Annotated in this window: 14 protein-coding genes; 9 read left to right on the top strand and 5 right to left on the bottom strand. The window is 73.3% G+C overall.

Annotation, left to right across the window (positions count from 1 at the left end; genetic code table 11):
* Window positions 1–11: 11 nt before the first annotated feature.
* On the top strand, window positions 12–968 hold the full coding sequence (locus OOK34_RS03235) for a bifunctional riboflavin kinase/FAD synthetase (RefSeq protein WP_267032348.1): 957 nt from the start codon (window positions 12–14) through the stop codon (window positions 966–968).
* A 78-nt stretch (window positions 969–1046) separates the two neighbouring features.
* Here OOK34_RS03235 and OOK34_RS03230 read toward each other — a convergent pair whose 3' ends face one another.
* The 3 genes from OOK34_RS03230 to eccE all read right to left on the bottom strand — a co-directional run bounded on the left by OOK34_RS03230 (window position 1047) and on the right by eccE (window position 6127).
* Window positions 1047–3971: an SCO5717 family growth-regulating ATPase gene (locus OOK34_RS03230; RefSeq protein ID WP_267032347.1), complete on the bottom strand. Its 2925-nt coding sequence runs from the start codon at window positions 3969–3971 to the stop codon at window positions 1047–1049.
* 162 nt (window positions 3972–4133) lie between these two features.
* On the bottom strand, window positions 4134–4856 hold the full coding sequence (locus OOK34_RS03225; RefSeq protein WP_267032346.1) for a hypothetical protein: 723 nt from the start codon (window positions 4854–4856) through the stop codon (window positions 4134–4136).
* On the bottom strand, window positions 4853–6127 hold the full coding sequence (gene eccE, locus OOK34_RS03220) for a type VII secretion protein EccE (RefSeq protein WP_267032345.1): 1275 nt from the start codon (window positions 6125–6127) through the stop codon (window positions 4853–4855). Before eccE ends, OOK34_RS03225 begins: the two co-directional genes overlap by 4 nt.
* Window positions 6128–6382: 255 nt before the next feature.
* Between eccE and eccB the strand changes: the two genes are divergently transcribed.
* The 4 genes from eccB (at window position 6383) to OOK34_RS03200 (ending at window position 10111) form a co-directional block, all read left to right on the top strand.
* Entirely contained in the window at window positions 6383–7963 is a 1581-nt protein-coding gene (gene eccB / locus OOK34_RS03215) for a type VII secretion protein EccB (protein ID WP_267032344.1), read from the top strand.
* Between the two features lie 11 nt (window positions 7964–7974).
* Window positions 7975–9186 carry a type VII secretion-associated serine protease mycosin gene (gene mycP / locus OOK34_RS03210; RefSeq protein WP_267032343.1) on the top strand — a complete coding sequence of 404 codons (1212 nt, stop codon included), beginning with the start codon at window positions 7975–7977 and terminating at the stop codon, window positions 9184–9186.
* A 213-nt stretch (window positions 9187–9399) separates the two neighbouring features.
* Entirely contained in the window at window positions 9400–9753 is a 354-nt protein-coding gene (locus OOK34_RS03205) for a hypothetical protein (RefSeq protein ID WP_267032342.1), read from the top strand.
* A gap of 46 nt (window positions 9754–9799) precedes the next feature.
* Window positions 9800–10111: a WXG100 family type VII secretion target gene (locus tag OOK34_RS03200; protein ID WP_267032341.1), complete on the top strand. Its 312-nt coding sequence runs from the start codon at window positions 9800–9802 to the stop codon at window positions 10109–10111.
* 88 nt (window positions 10112–10199) lie between these two features.
* Here OOK34_RS03200 and OOK34_RS03195 read toward each other — a convergent pair whose 3' ends face one another.
* Both OOK34_RS03195 and eccCa read right to left on the bottom strand, forming a co-directional pair.
* Entirely contained in the window at window positions 10200–10433 is a 234-nt protein-coding gene (locus OOK34_RS03195) for a DUF397 domain-containing protein (protein ID WP_030227593.1), read from the bottom strand.
* A 106-nt stretch (window positions 10434–10539) separates the two neighbouring features.
* Complete coding sequence (gene eccCa / locus OOK34_RS03190) at window positions 10540–14493, bottom strand: type VII secretion protein EccCa (protein ID WP_267032340.1); 3954 nt, start codon at window positions 14491–14493, stop codon at window positions 10540–10542.
* A 221-nt stretch (window positions 14494–14714) separates the two neighbouring features.
* Between eccCa and eccD the strand changes: the two genes are divergently transcribed.
* From eccD to OOK34_RS03170, 4 genes are all read left to right on the top strand, one after another.
* On the top strand, window positions 14715–16214 hold the full coding sequence (gene eccD / locus OOK34_RS03185; protein WP_267032339.1) for a type VII secretion integral membrane protein EccD: 1500 nt from the start codon (window positions 14715–14717) through the stop codon (window positions 16212–16214).
* 183 nt (window positions 16215–16397) lie between these two features.
* Window positions 16398–16685, top strand: coding sequence for a 30S ribosomal protein S15 (gene rpsO / locus OOK34_RS03180; protein WP_267032338.1), 288 nt, complete (start codon window positions 16398–16400; stop codon window positions 16683–16685).
* A 286-nt stretch (window positions 16686–16971) separates the two neighbouring features.
* Complete coding sequence (locus OOK34_RS03175) at window positions 16972–19194, top strand: polyribonucleotide nucleotidyltransferase (RefSeq protein ID WP_267036607.1); 2223 nt, start codon at window positions 16972–16974, stop codon at window positions 19192–19194.
* Window positions 19191–20570: a pitrilysin family protein gene (locus OOK34_RS03170; protein WP_267032337.1), complete on the top strand. Its 1380-nt coding sequence runs from the start codon at window positions 19191–19193 to the stop codon at window positions 20568–20570. Before OOK34_RS03175 ends, OOK34_RS03170 begins: the two co-directional genes overlap by 4 nt.
* Window positions 20571–20576: the final 6 nt, after the last annotated feature.

The following is a 20576-nucleotide window of genomic DNA, read 5'->3' as shown; positions in this document are numbered from 1 at the left end:
GAGCGGTCACAGTGCAGCGCTGGCGTGGCTTGGAGGACATCCCCCAGGACTGGGGACGCAGCGTCGTCACCATCGGCTCCTACGACGGTGTGCACCGGGGACACCAGCTGATCATCGGACGGGCCGTGGCGAAGGCCCGCGAGCTGGGCGTTCCGGCGGTGGTCGTCACCTTCAGCCCGCACCCGAGCGAGGTCGTGCGGCCCGGCAGCCACCCGCCGATCCTGGCCCCCTACGACCGCCGCGCCGAACTGATGGCCGGTCTCGGTGTCGACGCCCTGCTGATCCTGCCCTTCACGGCGGAGTTCTCGCAGCTGTCCCCGGCCGAGTTCATCGTGAAGGTGCTGGTCGACAAGCTGCACGCGCGCGCCGTCATCGAGGGCCCGAACTTCCGTTTCGGCCACCGGGCCGCCGGGAACGTCGACTTCCTGCGCGAGCTGGGCTCCACGTACGACTACGAGGTCGAGGTCGTGGACCTGGTGGAGCGCGGCGAGGCGGGCGGCGGCGTGCCGTTCTCGTCGACCCTGGCGCGCCGGCTGGTCGGCGAGGGGGACATGGAGGGCGCGGCCGAGATCCTGGGCCGCCCGCACCGGGTCGAGGGCATCGTGGTGCGCGGTGCGCAGCGCGGGCGCGAGCTCGGCTACCCGACGGCCAACGTCGAGACGCAGCCGCACACCGCGATCCCGGCCGACGGGGTGTACGCGGGCTGGCTGACGGCCGACGGCGAGCGGATGCCGGCGGCGATCTCGGTGGGTACGAACGTGCAGTTCGACGCCACCGAGCGGACCGTGGAGGCGTACGCGATCGACCGCGTCGGGCTGGACCTGTACGGGAAGCAGGTGTCCGTCGACTTCCTCGCCTACGTGCGGGGGATGGCGAAGTTCGAGTCGCTCGACGGGCTGCTGGAGGCCATCGCGGACGACGTGAAGCGGGCGCGGGTCCTGACGGACGCCTTCGACTCCCGGCGCTGACCGCCGGGCCGTCGGACACGACGAAGGGCCCGTACCACCCCGAGGACGGTACGGGCCCTTCGTCATGTCCTGCCGGCGTCAGCCGAGGCGCGGGTCGCGCGGGGGCTGCCCGGGCTGCTGCGGCTGGGGGGCCGGGGGCTGCTGCCAGGGCTGGCCGGGCTGCGGGTAGGGCTGCTGTCCGTACGGCTGCTGGTACGGACCCTGCGGCTGCCCCTGCGGCGGCTGCTGCTGGGGGTGCGGCTGCTGGTGGTGCGGCTGCTGGTGGTGCTGGGGCGGCAACGGCTGCTGGGGTTGCTGGGGTCCGCCCCAGTGGGCCTGCGCGGCCTGCTGCTGCGCGCGGACGAAGTCCTCGGCGACCAGCGCGGAGAGGTTGAAGTACGCCTCCCGGGTCTTGGGCCGCATCAGGTCGAGGTCCACCTCGGCGCCGGCCGCGAGGTGCTCGTCGAACGGCACCACGACGACGCCGCGGCAGCGGGTCTCGAAGTGCTGCACGATGTCCTCGACCTTGATCATCTTGGCGGTCTCGCGGACCCCGGAGATGACGGTGATCGAGCGCGAGACGAGATCGGCGTAACCGTGGGCGGAGAGCCAGTCGAGCGTGGTGCTCGCGCTGCTCGCGCCGTCCACCGACGGGGTGGAGATGATGATCAGCTGATCGGCCAGGTCCAGGACGCCGCGCATGGCGGAGTAGAGGAGTCCGGTGCCGGAGTCGGTGAGGATGATCGGGTACTGGCGGCCGAGCGTCTCGATGACGCGGCGGTAGTCCTCGTCGTTGAAGGTCGTCGAGACGGCCGGGTCCACGTCGTTGGCGATGATCTCCAGGCCGGAGGGGGCCTGGGAGGTGAACCGCCGGATGTCCATGTACGAGTGCAGGTACGGGATCGCCTGGACCAGGTCCCGGATTGTCGCGCCGGTCTCGCGGCGGACGCGGCGGCCGAGGGTGCCGGCGTCGGGGTTCGCGTCGATGGCCAGGATCTTGTCCTGGCGCTCGGTGGCGAGGGTGGCGCCGAGGGCGGTGGTGGTCGTGGTCTTGCCGACGCCGCCCTTGAGGCTGATGACGGCGATGCGGTAGCAGGACATGACCGGGGTGCGGATGAGCTCCAGCTTGCGCTGGCGGTCGGCCTCGGCGGCCTTGCCGCCGAAGCGGAAGCCGGACCGGGTGGGCTTGGGCTTCTGCTTGGCCCGCAGCAGGCGGTCGGAGGACAGCTCCACGGCGGCGGTGTAGCCGAGCGGAGCCCCGGGCCCCTGGCCGGGGCCGGGCTGCTGCTGGTACGGCCCCTGCGCGGCCGGGTGCGGCTGCTGCGGGAACCCGTACTCCTGCGGCGGCTGCGGTGCCGGTGCCTGCGGCGCCTGCTGCTGGGGCTCGGCGGGCGGGAAGCCGTACCCCTGCGGAGCCTGCGGCTGCGGTGCCTGCTGCTGCGGCTCGGCGGGCGGGAAGCCGTACCCCTGCGGGGCCTGCGGGGCCTGCGGGGCCTGCGGGGCCTGCGGCTGCGGCTGCGGCTCGGTGGGCGGGAACCCGTATCCCTGCGGGGCCTGCGGGGCCTGCGGCTGCGGCTGCGGCTCGGCGGGCGGGAAGCCGTACCCCTGCGGTGCCTGGGGCTGCTGCTCGGGGGCAACGGGCGGGAAGCCGTAGCCCTGGGGCGCGCCCGAGGAGGCGAACGCGGGCGGCAGGGGCGGCAGTTCCCCGCCGGGTCCCCCGAACGGAGTATCCGCGGGGGGCAGTACGGGAGTTCCCTCGGCCGGGGTGGGCGTCCGCACGGGCGCGGGCGCCGCCTCCTCGGCGGCCGCCGCGAACCCCGGGGGCACGGCGTCCGAGGGCGCCAGGTCGGCGAACGGCGCGGGCATGGAGATGGGCGCCACGGACGGCACCGTGAACGGCGCCGCCGGTTCCGCCTGCGCCGGGGCCTCGCCCGAGGTTCCCCCGGGCAGCGCCGGCAGCTCGGGCCCAGCGGGCAGCGCGGGCGCTGCCGACGCGGCCGGGAAGGCCGCCGGGGTGCTCCCGGGCAGCGCCGGGAGCGGCGCCGGCTCGGCCGAGCCCCCCTGGCCGGGGAACGGCGCCGCAGCCGCCTCCGGACCCGCAGCCGGGGCCTCGGACCCCTGCCCGGGGAATCCGGGCGCGGCCGGAATCCCGGCCTGGGCCGGGAACGGTGCCTCCGGTCCCTGCCCAGGGAAGCCGGGCGCCGCCGGGGATCCGGCCTGGCCCGGGAACGGGGCCGGAGACTCCGCCCCCGGTCCGGGGAACGCCGGTGCCGCCGGGCCGCCGGCCGGTGCCGGGGTCTGGGCCCCCTGCCCGGGGAAGCCGGATGTCGCCGGGGTCCCGGCCTGGGCCGGGAAGGGCGCCGGGGACTCCGCCCCCTGCAGGGGGAACGCGGGTGCCGCCGGGCCGCCGGCCGGTGCCGGGGTCTGGGCCCCCTGCCCGGGGAAGCTGGATGTCGCCGGGGTCCCGGCCTGGGCCGGGAAGGGCGCCGGGGACTCCGCCCCCTGCAGGGGGAACGCGGGTGCCGCCTGGCCGCCGGCCGGTGCGGGGGTCTGGTCCCCCTGGCCGGGGAAGCCGGGTGTCGCCGGGGTCCCGGTCTGGGCCGGGGACTCCGTCCCCTGGCCGGGGAAGCCGGGCGCCGCCGGGGGCCCGGGCTGGGCCGGGAACGGGGCCGGGGGTTCCGTCCCCTGGGCGGGGAACACCGGACCCTGGCCGGGGAAGGCCGGCGCCGGGGTCTCGGGGACGGGCGCGGCCAGCGCGTCGGCCTGGCGCGGCGATGGCGGAGCGATCCGCATCGTCGGCGGCGAGACCACATCCGCCGGGCGGTGCGGTTCGAAGCCGCTGCCCTCCGGCAGCCCGGGCAGCCCCGCGGCCGGCGCGGCCGGCTCGGCGGCGCCCTGGGTGTACCAGGCCGGCGGGGTGTAGTCGATGGTGAACTCGCCCGTCACATCGGGCTCCGCGTCGGACTGATCGTCCGTCGGGACGTCCCACGTCCCGCCGCGCCTCTCGTTCCGATCGCCGCTCACTGGTCCTCCTGGTCTGTCGAACACCGGTCGGGCGCCCACCTCGACGCCGCGCCCGCGCTCAGCCTAATCGCGCCCCGCGCCCGCAAAGGCCCCGAGGTCGCGCCCCCGTACTCCTGCCTACAGGCCGCTTCGGCCCTGAGCAACCGTCACCGCGTACCGGCTTCAGTCGATGCGCCGCGCCGCTCCCAGCAGCCCGGTCTCCGCTTCCGTCCCCTGCGTCATCACGAACTTCCGGTCCCGTGGCGTGCACCACAGCGTCACCCCGTCCCCCAGGGTGGGCAGCGACTCCACCGCCGCCCTCGGCAGCCGCATCAGCGCGCCGATCTGCTCCGCCTCCTCCGGGGACACCCGCTGCACCCCGACCAGCGCCGAGTTCCGCAGCAGCCGGGGCGCGGCCGGGCTCAGGTACGGCAGCAGGGTCAGCACCGACTGCCACGGCCCGGCCACCACCCGCCCGCGCGGCGGCCGCATCCCGCAGTCCCGGACCACCAGCACCGGGCTGCCCGCCGAGGCGCCCTGCGGCGGCACCCGGCCCACCTCGTGCAGGGTCACGCACTGCTGCCCGCCGCCCGCCGCCTGGGCCAGCCCGGACCACACGGGCGCCCGACCGGTCTCCACCGCGACCCGGGCCCCGGTCGCGGCCGTGCGCAGGGCCAGCACCTGGGCCGTCCACAGGCCGCCGATCAGGGTGACCTCGTACGGCGTGGGACGGTTCACGCCGAGCACCGCCGCACGCCCCTCCGCGTCCACGCCGATGACGACCCCGTCGTCCCCGACGGGCAGCGCCAGCGCGTCCAGGTCCGCCGCCGGCACCACGTGCCGCTCCCGGCGCGGACCGATCAGCCCGAACCCGCCCCGCAGCCCGCCCCGTACCGTGCGGCTCATCGCGCCCCTCCCAACGGCAGCGAGGCCAGCAGCCCCGGCACCTGTTCCCGGTCGAGCCGTACCAGCCCGGCCCGCACGCCCCGCGCGGTCCGCTCCAGCTCCCGCCGGGCCGCCACCAGCTCCTCGTCGCTGCGCCCGGTGACCCGTACGTGCCCGGTCAGCGTCACGCCCTGCCGCTCGGCCGGGGCCATCGTCAGGCTGAAGTTCGTCGCCAGCGCCGGCAGCGAGGTGAGCAGCGCCACGAACTGCGGCAGCCCGGCCCCCGCCCCGCCCAGCTGGGGCCAGCGGCCTATCCAGTAGGTGGTGTGCCGCCGGTCGTCGCAGCGCCAGGTCCGCGGGGTCTCCTCCGTGCGCCGGCCGGTGCTCGCCGACCGCCCCGCCTGGGTGATCGCCATCGGGTTCGCGCACGAGGAGGTCGCCAGCGCGCCGGTCAGCTCCTGCTCCGTCAGCACGGTGGCCCGGAAACCGGCCCCGGTCAGCCGGCTCGCCAGCTGGTCGGCCGCCCGCACCACACAGCGCTGCGCCCCCGCCGGCCCGCCGCCGCGCGCGGCCACGGCCTCCGGGCACAGCTCGGGGTCGAGCTTGAGCGCGATCCACGTCAGCCGCACCGCCGGGCTGCCCGTCCGGGCCTGTAGCGGCGCGTAGTTGCGCGTGGCCATCGACTGGGCCGGCAGGTGCGGAGCGGGGGCGGGCTGGGTGTGCTGCACCAGCTGCGCCGACTCCAGCCGGATGCCGTCGACTTCGAGGATGTCCCGTACGACGGACAGCGGCAGCGGCCGCTCCGCGCGGTCGGGCCGCAGCGCGGTGGCGTCCATGTCCACCTGGACCACTGCCGTCAGGAAGGTCCCGTCGCCGACCAGCCCGACCGGGCGCCGGTCGCGGTCGCCGAAGGCCGTCGTCCGCAGCGCGGGCTCGGCCTCGACCAGCGGCGCCAGCCCCGGCTCGGTCCCCGCGGGCACCGTGAAGGACGCGGCCCTGCGCCGCCGGGCGCGCAGTGCGAACGCGCCGGCGATCCACTCGGGCAGGGAGCGCTGGTGGCGGCGTACGAGGGCGAGCAGCACCAGGACCACCGCCAGGACACCGGCGGGCACCAGCAACAGCGGTTCCACCACCCACGCCACGAGCAGCGCGGCGGCCGCCAGCTGGAGGAGCACGAGCTGTTGCAATCGGAACGGGCCGAAGCGGCCCGGGCTCGACCTCGGATGCGGGGTGACCCCGCCACGCGCGGGTGCGGCCGCGGCCGCCCGCGGCTCCGTCACGGTGGCACTCACTCGCGCACCTCCCCATATCGGGGGCGGATCCGGTGAGTCCGGGCATCGCGCGGCAGCCGCCGCCCGCCCCCGGAATCTTCCCAATCCACCCCAACCAGCCCTGAACACCCCGGCCTGGACGGCGCTGAGCGGCCGTCTCAGCCTACCCGCCCCCTGCCGACCCTCCGTCAAGAGGCATAGTAGGTCCCCGGTCCGACAACCAAGGCCCGGGGAGCGGCCCCACCGACCGGGCCGTGCGGGGAGAAGCAGGCGGTCATGGCATCACGACGTGATGAGCTCAACGCGTACACCTTTGCGAAGCGGCGCACCGTGGCCGCCTTCCTCCAGCCCTCCGCCACCGGCACCGAGGAGGGCGCGCCCCGGCCGCTGCGCGCGGTCCTGCCCGGTGTGGTGATCGGCGCGCTCGTGGTCGCGGGCTTCGGCGCCTGGGGCATGTTCAAACCACAGGCGCCCAAGGGCTGGAACGAGCCCGGCGCCATGGTCATCGTCGGCAAGCAGTCGACGACCCGGTACGTGGTCCTGACCACGAAGGTGAACGGCAAGGACCAGACCCGGCTGCACCCCGTGCTGAACCTGGCCTCCGCGCGGCTGCTGCTCGACCCGCAGAAGTCCAAGGTCGTCCAGGTCGAGGACAAGGTGCTCGACGCGGGCAAGCCCCCGCGCGGTCCCATCATCGGCATCCCCTACGCCCCCGACCGGCTCCCCGCCAAGCAGGACGCCGCGAAGGCCAAGCGCTGGGCCGTCTGCCAGCAGCCCGGCGGCAACGGCCGGGGCGTGCAGACCGCCGCCTTCGTCCTCGCCGACCGCGAGGCGGGCCTGCTGGACGACGGGCACCGCACCGCCGACACCCAGGTGCTGTACGTGCAGAGCACCGGCGGCGCCAAGGAGCGCTTCCTCGTCGACGCGGCCGGCACGAAGTACAGGTTCCCCGAGGGCAAGCCGGATTCCGGGACCCTCACCATGGCGCTGGTCGGGACCGGCGCCACCCCGCAGCCGGTGACCGAGGAATGGCTGGCCACCCTCAACTCCGGCGACGACCTGGGCTTCCCGCAGCTGCCCGGCACCCCGGGCGCCAACGCCAGCGTCCAGGGCCTGGGCGGCGCCGACAGCAAGGTCGGCATGGTGCTGACCGCGCAGACCGGCTCCGGCACGCAGTACTACGTCGTCCTGCCCGACCGGGTCGCCCCGGTCTCGGAGTTCGTGGCGTGGCTGCTGATCTCCGCGCCCGCGACCGACAGCCTCAACATGCACGGCAAGGCCCGCGAGACCGACCTGCAGTCCCTGAACCCGGACGCCACCCCCTTCAAGGACGAAGCCAAGTGGCCCCGCAGGCGCGGCGCCCAGGTCAACCGGATCGCGGACACCCCCGGCTCCGCGCAGGGCGGCGAACGGCGCGACACGGTGTGCAACGTCCTGCGCTCCGTCGACGGCCAGGGCAATCAGACGCTGAGCACCTGGGCCGGCACCGGCTTCCCCGTCGACATCACCGCCAGCGGCACCAGCTCCTACGTCACCCCCGGCACGGGCCTGCTCTACACCCAGGTCCAGGGCCGCCAGACCACCGCGGGCGGCGCCCTGTTCCTGGTCACCGACACCGGCCTGCGGTACGCCGTACAGGCCAACGGCGACAGCGACGCCGAGAAGTCGAAGATCGGGGCGCCCGACCAGCAGGCGCCGGGCGGCGCCGGGGACGGCCGGCCCGAGGCCAGCCAGGCGCAGGTACGGCTCGGCTACGGCGGGGTCGTCCCCGCCATGGTGCCCATCGCCTGGTCGGAGTTCCTCTCCAAGGGTCCCCGCCTGGACACCAACTCCGCGCGCCAGCCCCAGGGTTCGTGAGGATGCCGGCCATGTCGCAGCTGTTCCGCGCCGCCCAGCCGGTCGCCGCCTTCGCCCTGGTCGCCCTGTGCGGCGCGGGGCCCGCGCCGCAGTCCTCGTACCCGCTCGCCCTGGCCGGGGCGGGCGAGTGCACCTTCCCCATGAAGAAGCAGATCGCCGAGACGCCCTGGGCCCTCCAGCGCGTCATGCTCGACGCCCTGTGGGCGCGGACCAAGGGCAAGGGCGTACGGGTCGCGGTCATCGACACCGGCGTGGACCGCGCCAACCCGCAGCTCTCCGGCGCCCTCGACCCGGGCGCCGGGCGGGACTTCGTCGACGCCAAGGGCGGCGACGGCACCAGCGACACCGTCGGCCACGGCACCAAGGTCGCCGGGCTGATCGCGGCCCGCCCCCAGCAGGGCACCGGCTTCGTCGGGCTCGCCCCCGAGGCCACCGTCATCCCCATCCGGCAGAACGACGGCCAGGGCAACGGCAACGCGGCCACCCTCGCCCAGGCCATCGACCACGCCGTCGCCAAGGGCGCCCAGGTCATCAACATCTCCCAGGACACCGACGCCCCGCTGACCGCGGACTCCGAGCTGGGCAAGGCCGTCCAGCGGGCCCTGGCCGCCAAGGCCGTGGTCATCGCCTCGGCGGGCAACGACGGGATGAGCGGCCAGAAGCGCAAGACCTACCCGGCGGCCTTCCCCGGGGTCCTCGCCGTGGCCTCCTCCGACCGCAACAACGAACGGGCCGCCTTCTCCCAGCCCGGCGACTTCATCGGGGTCGCCGCCCCCGGCGTCGACATGGTCTCCACCGTCCCCGGCTTCGGACATTGCATCGACAACGGCACCAGCTTCTCCGCCCCCTACGTCGCCGGGGTCGCCGCCCTGCTGCGCGCCGAGCACCCGCAGTGGACGGCGCAGGAGGTGGTCTGGCAGATCCAGAACACCGCCGAACGCTCGGTCAAGGGCCGCGACGACTACGTCGGCTGGGGGGTCGTGGACCCGGTACGGGCCGTCACCCAGGACGCCGAGACCCCCAGGCCCCCCGTCCCGGACCCCGGCCCGCCCCCGGCGGCCGCACCGCAGGCGGCGGAGCTCCGGCTGTCGGAGACCGCCCAGGAGCGGGAGGAGCGGCTCGGTACGTACGCCCTCGGGATCGGGGGCGTGCTCATCGCCGTCATCGCCGGGACCGCGACCGTCGTCCGAGACGCCCGCGCCCGCCGGAGGCGTTTGCAGTGAACAGTCACGGTTCGTCCACAGAACCGGGCGACTAGTGTTGGGCGGGTCAACCGAACTGACTAGAGTGACAGCAGGCTTCACGACTGTGATCGGGGATCCGCGTGAAGCGGAGGGGGAAGTCCGGTGCGCGCGGCTTGAATTGGCGCCCCGGTGATCCGCTCCGCCATGCAATCCGCCGGTTCTGCCGGGGAATTGAGAAGTGAGGAGCTTCGGATGACGAACAATTTCGGACTTGCGGACGATCCGGTCGTCAAGGCGGCCAACAAGATCTCCGAGACGGCCAACGCCGTGACCACCCAGGCCCGCGAGCTGGCCGACATCCTGGCCACCGCGAGCGCGGGCTGGACCGGTGTGGGCGCCGGCGGTTTCAAGAAGGCCCAGTCGGACCTCAACCTCGACCACGACGAGATCCGCCGCCTGCTCTCCGTCCTGCACAACGCCGTCTCGCAGACGAAGAACCTGACCAACGCGCAGGACGAGGAAGTGCGCGCGGCGTTCAACTCGATCAACCCCGGCGGCGCCGGCGCCGCGGCCGGCGGCGGCCGCTCGGGCCTCGACAGCCTCTGACGTCCGCGCCGCCCCCAGCACACACCCCAGCCCGAAGGAGAAGAACATGTCCGGCAACGACGACGGCCACACCCGGGTACGGTACGAGAGCGTCCAGCAGATGGCGGACCGCATCCGCGTCGTCTCGAAGAACATCCTCAAGGACCTGGACGAGATGGAAGCGGCCGTGAAGGTCGTCACCGACACCTGGGACGGCGAGGCGCACATCGAGTACCTCAGCCTCCAGAAGAAGTACCACGCCCGCGCGGACCACATGCAGAAGCAGCTCGAGGGCGTCGCCCAGCTCATCGAGCGCGGCAAGGGCGACTACCGCGCCACCGACGTGAAGGCCTCGCGCCTGTTCACCGAGGCCTTCTGAGCCCCGTACGCAGCCCCGTGCCACGGCACACACGAAGGGGGCGCGCCCCACTCGGGGCGCGCCCCCTTCGCCGTGCCCCGGCGGGGCCTCAGGTGAGGTCGAACTCCCCGTCCCTGGCCCCGAGGACGAAGGCCTCCCACTCGGCCGCCGTGTAGCGCAGCACCGTGTCACGGTCCAGCGAGGACCGCATCGCCACCGCCCCCTCGGGCAGCTTGGCGATCTCGACCCGCTCCTCGTCCGGGCTGGTCCCGGGCGGCCCCTGCCACTCGACGCCACTGATGTCGAGCGCGTACAGCTCGTCCTTCTCCTGCTGGGTGCCCATGTGCGGCCCTTCCCTCGGTCGTGCGGTGTTGCCAGGTCTCCGCTGCCGATTATCGGCACAAGGCGACCATCGGGGGAGCGGTTTCCCGCGATGGCCGCCGGACCCCCTACATCCCGGGCATCCGGCCCAGCTGGACCAGCGAGGTACCGCGCCTGCGCGAGACGTAGTAGCCGCGGCCCGGCGGCATCGGGCGGGGCCGGACAGTGCCGATCAGGTCGCCCTCGGAGGGGTCGCCCGACAGCACCACGCCCTGCGCGCCCAGCTCCTTGATCCGCTGCATGAAGGGCTCGTACATCGCGCGCGAGGCACCCGCGGAGCTGCGCGCGATCACGAAGCGGATCCCGGTGTCCCGGGCGAAGGGCAGGAACTCCACCAGCTGCGCCAGCGGGTTGCCCTGACTCGTGGCGACCAGGTCGTAGTCGTCGATCACGATGAACACGTCCGGGCCCGTCCACCAGCTGCGGTCCCGCAGCTGCTGCGGGGTGACGTCCGCCGGCGGCTGCCTCCGCGAGAACACCCCGACCAGCGCCTCCATGTGCATCTGGAGGGAGTTCGCCATCGGCGCGTACTCCAGCAGGTACTCCTCCGGCAGCGCCCCCAGCAGCCCGCGCCGGTAGTCGCCGACGACCAGCTTGGCCTGGTCCGGGCGGTAACGCTGCGCGATCTGCTGGGTGATCAGCCGCAGCAGGTTCGTCTTGCCCGACTCGCTCTCGCCGAACACCAGGAAGAAGGGGTCGCTCTCGAAGTCGACGAACACCGGCTCCAGCGCGGTCTCGTCGATGCCGATCGCGATCCCGCGCTCGGGGAACTCCCCGCCCTTGGGCAGCTGGTCCGCGTGCAGCAGCCGCGGCAGCAGCCGCACCCCCGGCGCGGAGGGACCGGCCCAGCCCGCCCGCACCGCCGCCACGAACTCCTCGGTTCTCTGCGAGAGGCTCTCCGCGTCGTGCGCGCCGTCGATCCGCGGCAGCGCCCCCAGGAAGTGCAGCTTCTCCGGCACCTGGCCGCGCCCCGGCATCCCGGTGGGGACGTTCGCCGCGACCCGCCGGTCGAACTCGGAGTCCATGACGTCGCCGAGCCGCAGCTCGAGCCGGCTCAGCATCTGGTCCTTGAGCGCCGCCCGCACCTCCATGTACCGGGCCGCCGTGACCACCACGTGGATGCCGTAGCCGAGCCCCCGGGCCGCGATGTCCGTGACCACCGGCTCCAGGCCCTCGTACTCGCTGCGGAACCCGCCCCAGCCGTCGACGACCAGGAACACGTCGCCCCACGCCTCGCCGGGCAGCTCGCCCGCCGCGCGCCGGCGCCGGTAGGTGCCGATGGAGTCGATGCCGTTCGCCCGGAAGAACTCCTCGCGGCGGCCCAGGATCCCCGCCACCTCCGCGACCGTACGCCGCACCCGCTCCGGATCCAGCCGGGAGGCGATCCCGCCCACGTGCGGCAGCTCCGCCACCGACGACATCGCGCCGCCGCCGAAGTCCAGCCCGTAGAACTGCACCTCGCGCGGGGTGTGGGTGAGCGCGAACGAGGAGATCAGCGTCCGCATCAGCGTCGACTTGCCCGACTGCGGACCGCCGACCACCATCATGTGGCCCGCCGCACCCGAGAAGTCCCGGTAGAGCACCTCGCGCCGCTGCTCGAAGGGCTTGTCGATCAGACCGAGCGGCACCACCAGCCCGCCCGGCCGCGTGTACCCCTGCGCGTGCAGCCCGCGCTCCGCCGAAGGCGCCAGCGCCGGCAGCAGCTGGTCCAGGGAGGGCGCCCGGTCCAGCGGCGGCAGCCACACCTGGTGCGCCGGCACCCCCTGCCCCTCCAGCCGCCCCACGATCACGTCGAGGACCGTGTCCGCGAGCGCGTCGTCCGCCCGCTCGGACTGCGCCGCCAGGTACGCCGGGTCCGGAGCCGCGTACACCACCGGCACCGGAGCCGCCGTGAACAGCGCGGGCCGGCGCTCCACCGGGAACAGCCCCACCGACAGGTCCGGCCCGCCCGAGCGGTAGGTGCCCGAGACGTACGCCGCCTTGAAGCGGGTCATCTCGTCCGTGCCGAACTTCAGGTAGCCCGAACCGGGCACCGACGGCAGGTGGTACGCGTCCGGCACGCCGATCGCCGTCCGCGACTCCGCCGCCGAGAAGGTCCGCAGACCGATCCGGTACGACAGGTACGTGTCCAGGCCGCGCAGCTTGCCCTCCTCCAGCCGCTGCGAGGCCAGCAGCAGGTGCACGCCCAGCGAGCGGCCGATGCGGCCGATCTGGATGAACATGTCGATGAAGTCGGGCTTGGCGGTCAGCAGCTCGGAGAACTCGTCGATGACCAGCACCAGCGAGGCCAGCGGCTCCAGCGGGGCACCCGCCGCGCGCGCCTTCTCGTAGTCGTGCATGTTCGCGTAGTTGCCCGCCGAGCGCAGCAGCTCCTGCCGGCGCTGGAGCTCCCCGCGGATCGAGTCGCCCATCCGGTCGACCAGCGTCAGGTCGTCCGCCAGGTTGGTGATCACGGCCGCGACGTGCGGCATCTGCCCCATGCCGGTGAAGGTGGCACCGCCCTTGAAGTCCGCGAGGACGAAGTTCAGGGTCTCCGAGGTGTGCGTGACCGCCAGCCCCAGCACCAGCGTGCGCAGCAGCTCCGACTTGCCCGAACCGGTCGCGCCCACGCACAGGCCGTGCGGGCCCATGCCCTCCTGCGCGGCCTCCTTCAGGTCCAGCATCACCGGCGAGCCGTCCTCGCCCACACCGATCGGCACGCGCAGCCGCTCGCCGGCCGACCTCGGCCGCCAGGTGCGGGACACGTCGATCGAGGCCGCGTCGCCCAGGTTCAGCAGGTCGGTGAAGTCCAGGTTCGCCAGCAGCGGCTCGTCGTCGTCCCCGCCGCCCGTGCGCAGCGGCGCCAGCTGCCGGGCCAGCGCCTCCGCCGCGGGCAGCGACAGGGTGTCCGGCGTTCCCTCGTACGCGACCCCCGCGCCCGACTCCAGGCGCAGCCGGCCCGGACGCACCACCACCGACAGCCCGCCCCGGGGCTCGTCCAGCTCGCCCGCGACCACCTCGACGATGGTCACGCCCTGCAAGCCCTCGGCCGCCGCGAGCACCGAGTCCGGCGGCACCATGCCGCCGTCCAGGACCACCACCAGGTGCGGCTGGTCCAGCACCGGGGACACGTCACGGCTGAACCGCGGCCGCCCCTCCAGCCGGGACCCCAGCAGCCCCTCCAGCTCACCCAGGTCGTCGCCGAACAGCCGCTTCGTACCGGCCCCGTCGACCTGCCCGGGCACCTGCGTGTGCGGCAGCCACTTCACCCAGTCCCACGACGCCGCCGCCCCCGGCGCGGCCACCACCGCCACCGCCAGGTCCTCGGGGGAGTGCAGCGTCGCCAGCTGCGCCACCATCGCCCGCGCCGTACCGCGCGCCGACTCCGCCTCCCCGGACACCGTCACGTGGTAGAACGCCCGGATCGACACCGCCACCGGCAGCCCGTCCAGCGAGGAGTGCACCTTCAGGAAGCGCTGCATCGCGCCCGCCGTCAGCGGCTCCAGCTCGTCCACCGGGGCCGTGTCCGGAGCCACCAGCGCGGTCGCCAGCCGCTGCGCGCCCAGCCCCAGCCGGGCCTGCCCGAAGTCCGCGTCGCCGACCCGCCGCTCCCACAGCCGGGAGCCCTCCGCCACCACCGACCACAACTGTTCGGGCGCCGGGTGCAGGTACAGCTGCGCGTCACGCTGCGCCCGCGCGGTGCGGCGTACCTGACGGCGCGTCTGCGCCAGGTACTTGAGGTAGTCCCGCCGCACATCGGCCATCTGCCCCTGCGTACCGCGCCGGTGGCGCACGAGCTGGGCGATGACCATGCCCACCGTGGACACCAGCATCAGCACGCCCATGATGCGCATGAACGGCGCCGCGCCCGGCATGAAGAAGAAGACGACCGAGGAACCCATGCCCAGCATCGGCAGGAGCTGCATCAGCATGCCCTCCTGCTGCCCCCGCGGAAGTTCCGGCGGAGCCTCCAGCCTCAGCTCGTCCGAAGGGACTTCGGGCGGCAGGGACCGGGGCGGGCGTTTGACGACGATCTGGCTCACCGGAGCATCAATCCCTCGAAAACAGACGGGACGTCGCAGCCGGCGCCCCCAAGTCCCGGGCACGGAGGGGCTCTCCCGCACCCCGCGCCCGGCGCGACGGTGATCCTACTTGCCGACAGTCGGGCAGACGCCGGGTAGGGTGACGCCCGCACTGCGGGGTGCCTTGACGGGCGCATCCGCGAACCGGCCGCCGCACGGCGCCAACCAGGGGGGTCACACAGGTGAGTACGGCCGAGGCGACCGGTTTCTGCAGGGTCACCGTCGTGGCCCCGGACAGCCGTATCGACGTCGCCCTCCCCGAGGACATCGCCGTCGCCGACGTCTATCCCGAGCTGCTGCGCCTCACCGGCCAGACCCAGCCCGTCGGCGCCCCCACCGGCTTCCACCTGGTCCGCCGCTCCGGCACCGTCCTCGACGGCGCCCGCACCCTCGCCGCCCAGCAGGTCCTCGACGGCGAGGTGCTCAGCCTGCGCCCCTTCGCCGAGTCCCTGCCGCCCGCCGTGTTCGACGACGTCTCCGACGCCGTCGCCTCGGCCGTCGTCCGCGACCGGCACCGCTGGAGCGACGACATGCTGCGCGGGGCGGGCCTGGCCGGCGCCGCGCTGCTGCTCGTCCTGCTCGGCTTCGTCCTCTGGTACGCCGACCCGGTCCGCCACGACATGCACGGCCTCCCCGGGATCATCGCCGGGGCCGTCGGCCTCCTGCTCACCGCCGCCGCCGGGGTGCGCGCCCGCGTCTACCGCGACCGCGGCTCGGCCGTCGCGCTCGGCCTCGGCGCCCTGCCGCACCTGCTGATCGCGGGCTCCGGCATCGTCGCCGCCGGCGCCGGCCAGGGACCCGGTCGCCTGCAGTTCCTGCTCGGCTGCGTCTGCGTCCTGGTCGCCTCCGTCGCGCTGGTCGCGCTCACCCCGCACGGGGACGCCCCCTTCGTCGCCGCCACCTTCCTCTCCGCCACCGGGACCCTGGCGACCTTCGGCGCCATCGCCGCCGACGCCTCCGCCACGGCGACCGCCGCCGTGTGCGCGCCCGTCGCCATCGGGCTCGTCGCCTTCCTGCCGGGCCTCTCCGCCCGCTTCGCCCGGCTGCCCATCGGGTACGAGGCCCCGCAGAGCGCCGCGCCGGATTACGAGACCCCGGACCGCTACGAGGCCGAGCCGTACGCCGACCAGGGCGGCGCCGACCAGCAGGCGGCCCCGCTCGACGCCGAGGCCATCGCCGCCCAGGCCCGGCGCGGCCACGAGATGCTCCTCGGCCTCGTCGGCGGCTGCGCCGCCGTCACCGTCGGTGCGGCCGCCGTCCTCGGCTTCTCCGACAACACCTGGGGCCGGCTGCTGGCCCTGGCCGCCGGCCTGGCGATGCTGCTGCGCGCCCGCCTCTTCCGCTACACCTCCCAGGTCGTCTGCGCCCTGGCCGCGGGCCTGGCCGCCGTCGGGCTGCTGATCCTGGGCCTGGCCCTGCACCCGCCCGTCGATCTGATGTTCGAGTTCGTGCGCTACCACGACCGCGGCGGCCTGGACCTCCGTACGATCTGGCTCTCGGCCGCCGTCGCCGCCGGCGCCGCCCTCCTCGTGGGAATTGCGCTTGTCATCCCCCGCAAGGGCCTGTCACCCTTCTGGGGAAGGCTGCTCGACCTCACCGAGGCCGCAGTACTGCTCAGCCTGGTCCCGCTGACCCTGGCCGTGCTCGACGTCTACAGCCGCGCCCGCTCTCTCAACAGCTGAGACGGCGCGACCCGGCAGCCTGGTACGCTGTGTGACGGCCGTTTGTGTACGCGCCCCCGGAGATCCTCGAAGATCCTCTGGAGGCAGCGCTCAGCGGACCCCGCCTCCCGAGTTACGGAAGCTCCCCAGAGAATTCGACCTGGGGCACTCGGTGGCAACGAAGACCTATTACGAGGAGTACGCGTGCCGCTCGACGCCGCAGTGAAGAAGCAGCTCATCGCAGAGTTTGGTGCCAAGGAGGGCGACACCGGCTCCCCCGAGGTCCAGGTCGCGATGCTGTCCCGCCGCATCTCGGACCTGACCGAGCACCTCAAGACCCACAAGCACGACCACCACTCCCGTCGTGGTCTGCTGATCCTGGTCGGCCAGCGCCGCCGCCTGCTGCAGTACCTGGCCAAGAAGGACATCCAGCGCTTCCGTACGCTGGTCGAGCGCCTCGGCATCCGTCGCGGTGCGGCCGGCGCCAAGTAAAGACGCTGTGAAGGGAGCGGTTCCCACACCGATGGGGCCGCTCCCTTTGCTGTACGTGCGCGACCTGCCGGACCCTTTGTAGTCTGGAACACAGCGCACAACTGAAGAGGAGGAGCGCCCTCCCTACGCCGCCGGTCCTCGGTAGTGGCATCCGGAAAGCCCCTCGGAGGGGCTCAGAACCGGGTGCTTCGATCGAAGACCGGCCCGCACGCCAGGAGCGCTCCTCCGCAACCGTCCACCACCACACGGGTGGCGGACGGAGACGACGAAAATGGAGAGAACGCTAGTGGAGAACGAGACCCACTACGCCGAGGCCGTCATCGACAACGGTTCCTTCGGCACCCGCACCATCCGCTTCGAGACGGGCCGCCTCGCCCGCCAGGCCGCCGGCTCCGCCGTTGCCTACCTGGACGACGACACGATGGTGCTTTCCGCGACCACCGCGTCGAAGAAGCCCAAGGACCAGCTCGACTTCTTCCCCCTGACGGTGGACGTCGAGGAGCGCCAGTACGCGGCCGGCAAGATCCCCGGCTCGTTCTTCCGCCGCGAGGGCCGCCCCTCCGAGGACGCGATCCTCACCTGCCGCCTGATCGACCGCCCGCTGCGCCCGTCCTTCAAGAAGGGCCTGCGCAACGAGATCCAGGTCGTCGCCACCATCATGGCGCTCAACCCGGACCACCTGTACGACGTCATCGCGATCAACGCCGCGTCCGCGTCCACCCAGCTGGCCGGCCTGCCCTTCTCCGGCCCGATCGGCGGCGTCCGCGTCGCGCTGATCCGCGGCCAGTGGGTGGCCTTCCCGACGCACACCGAGCTCGAGGACGCCGTCTTCGACATGGTCGTCGCGGGCCGCGTCCTGGAGGACGGCGACGTCGCGATCATGATGGTCGAGGCCGAGGCCACCGAGCGGACCATCGCCCTGGTCAAGGGCGGCGCCGAGGCGCCCACCGAGGAGGTCGTGGCCGCCGGTCTCGACGCCTCGAAGCCCTTCATCAAGGTCCTCTGCAAGGCCCAGGCCGACCTGGCCGCCAAGGCCGCCAAGCCCGAGGGCGAGTTCCCGGTCTTCCTGGACTACCAGGACGACGTGTACGAGGCCCTCGCGGCCGCCGTCAAGGGGGACCTCACCCAGGCGCTGACCATCGCGGGCAAGCAGGACCGCGAGGCCGAGCTGGACCGCGTCAAGGAGATCGCCGCCGAGAAGCTCCTCCCGGCCTTCGAGGGCCGCGAGAAGGAGATCTCCGCCGCCTACCGCAGCCTGACCAAGGCCCTGGTGCGCGAGCGCGTCATCAAGGACAAGGTCCGCATCGACGGCCGCGGGCTCACGGACATCCGTACCCTCGCCGCCGAGGTCGAGGCCATCCCGCGCGTGCACGGCTCGGCGCTCTTCGAGCGTGGCGAGACCCAGATCCTGGGCGTCACCACCCTCAACATGCTCCGTATGGAGCAGCAGCTGGACACCCTCTCCCCGGTGACCCGCAAGCGCTACATGCACAACTACAACTTCCCGCCGTACTCCGTCGGCGAGACCGGCCGCGTCGGCTCCCCGAAGCGCCGCGAGATCGGCCACGGCGCGCTCGCCGAGCGCGCGATCGTGCCGGTCCTGCCGACCCGCGAGGAGTTCCCCTACGCGATCCGCCAGGTGTCCGAGGCCCTCGGCTCCAACGGTTCGACGTCCATGGGCTCGGTCTGCGCCTCCACCATGTCGCTGCTGAACGCCGGTGTGCCCCTCAAGGCCCCCGTCGCCGGTATCGCCATGGGCCTGATCTCCCAGGAGATCGACGGCAAGACCCACTACGTCGCCCTCACCGACATCCTCGGTGCGGAGGACGCCTTCGGCGACATGGACTTCAAGGTCGCCGGCACCAAGGAGTTCGTCACCGCCCTCCAGCTCGACACCAAGCTGGACGGCATCCCGGCCTCCGTCCTGGCCGCGGCCCTCACCCAGGCCCGCGACGCCCGCCTCCACATCCTCGACGTGATGATGGAAGCGATCGACACGCCGGACGCCATGTCCCCGTTCGCCCCGCGGATCATCACCGTCAAGATCCCGGTGGACAAGATCGGTGAGGTCATCGGCCCCAAGGGCAAGATGATCAACCAGATCCAGGAGGACACCGGCGCCGAGATCACGATCGAGGACGACGGCACCATCTACATCGGTGCCTCCGACGGCCCGGCCGCCGAGGCCGCCCGTGCCACGATCAACCAGATCGCCAACCCGACCATGCCGGAGGTCGGCGAGCGGTACCTGGGTACGGTCGTCAAGACCACCACCTTCGGTGCCTTCGTCTCCCTCATGCCCGGCAAGGACGGCCTGCTGCACATCTCGCAGATCCGCAAGCTCGCCGGTGGCAAGCGCGTGGAGAACGTCGAGGACGTGCTCGCGGTCGGCACCAAGGTGCAGGTCGAGATCGCCGAGATCGACCAGCGCGGCAAGCTCTCCCTGGTCCCCGTGATCGAGGGCGAGACCGCCGACGCCGAGGCCGACAAGGACGACTCCGACAAGTGACGTCGCGTAGTTCGCGTGTGACGGCCCGCCCCTCTTCGGAGGGGCGGGCCGTCGCCCGTACCCAAACACTCCTCAAGGGCCAGAACGGCATCGGCACCGTCCGGCGCACGGTCCTGCCCGGCGGACTGCGCATCGTCACCGAGACGCTGCCCTCGGTCCGCTCCGCCACCTTCGGCATCTGGGCCAACGTGGGCTCGCGCGACGAGACGCCCAGTCTCAACGGCGCCACCCACTACCTGGAACACCTCCTCTTCAAGGGCACCGAGAAGCGCAGCGCCCTCGACATCTCCTCCTCGATCGACGCGGTCGGCGGCGAGATGAACGCCTTCACGGCGAAGGAGTACACCTGCTACTACGCGCGGGTCCTCGACACCGACCTGCCGCTGGCCATCGACGTGGTCTGCGACATGCTCACCGGCTCGCTGATCCGCGAGGAGGACGTCGACGCCGAGCGCGGGGTCATCCTCGAAGAGATCGCGATGACCGAGGACGACCCGGGCGACATGGTCCACGACCTGTTCGCGCAGACCATGTACGGGGACTCGCCGCTCGGCCGCCCCGTCCTCGGCACCGTCGACACCATCAACGCCCTCGGCGCCGACCGGATCCGCCGCTTCTGGAAGAAGCACTACGACCCCCGCCACCTGGTGGTGGCCGCCGCCGGCAACGTCGACCACAACAAGGTCGTACGCCAGGTCCGCGCGGCCTTCGAGAAGGCCGGCGCCCTGGGGCACACCGACGCCCAGCCGGTCGGCCCGCGCACCGGCACCAAGCGGATCCGCACCTCCGGCCGCGTCGACCTGGTCAACCGCAAGACCGAGCAGGCCCACGTGGTCCTCGGCATGCCCGGCCTGGCCCGCACCGACGAGCGCCGCTGGGCGCTGGGCGTACTGAACACCGCCCTCGGCGGCGGCATGTCCTCCCGGCTCTTCCAGGAGGTCCGCGAGAAGCGCGGCCTCGCCTACAGCGTGTACTCGTACACCTCCGGCTTCGCCGACACCGGCCTCTTCGGGGTCTACGCCGGCTGCCGGCCGAGCCAGGTCCACGACGTGCTGCGGATCTGCCGCCAGGAACTGGACACGGTCGCCTCCGAAGGACTCACCGACGAGGAGATCAGGCGCGCCATCGGCCAGCTCTCCGGCTCCACCGTCCTCGGCCTGGAGGACACCGGCGCGATCATGAACCGCATCGGCAAGAGCGAGCTGTGCTGGGGCGACCAGATGTCCGTCGACGACATGCTGGCCCGCATCGCCGAAGTGACCCCGGACGACGTCCGCGCGGTCGCCCGGGATGTACTGGCCCAGCGGCCCTCGCTCGCGGTGATCGGCCCGCTCAAGGAGAAGCAGGCCGCCCGCCTCGACGAAGCGGTCGCCTAGACCCGT

The sequence above is a fragment of the Streptomyces sp. NBC_00091 genome (assembly GCF_026343185.1).
In the GTDB taxonomy this organism is placed as follows: Bacteria; Actinomycetota; Actinomycetes; order Streptomycetales; family Streptomycetaceae; genus Streptomyces.
The sequence above is the reverse complement of the archived record's forward strand: the minus strand, read 5'-3'. Positions and strand labels throughout refer to the sequence as shown.

Coding starts and splice junctions, on each gene's coding strand:
- eccB (WP_267032344.1), top strand. CDS start 6,383: ATGGCATCACGACGTGATGAGCTCAACGCGTACACCTTTGCGAAGCGG.
- OOK34_RS03195 (WP_030227593.1), bottom strand. CDS start 10,433: ATGGGCACCCAGCAGGAGAAGGACGAGCTGTACGCGCTCGACATCAGT.
- OOK34_RS03200 (WP_267032341.1), top strand. CDS start 9,800: ATGTCCGGCAACGACGACGGCCACACCCGGGTACGGTACGAGAGCGTC.
- OOK34_RS03205 (WP_267032342.1), top strand. CDS start 9,400: ATGACGAACAATTTCGGACTTGCGGACGATCCGGTCGTCAAGGCGGCC.
- mycP (WP_267032343.1), top strand. CDS start 7,975: ATGTCGCAGCTGTTCCGCGCCGCCCAGCCGGTCGCCGCCTTCGCCCTG.
- OOK34_RS03225 (WP_267032346.1), bottom strand. CDS start 4,856: ATGAGCCGCACGGTACGGGGCGGGCTGCGGGGCGGGTTCGGGCTGATC.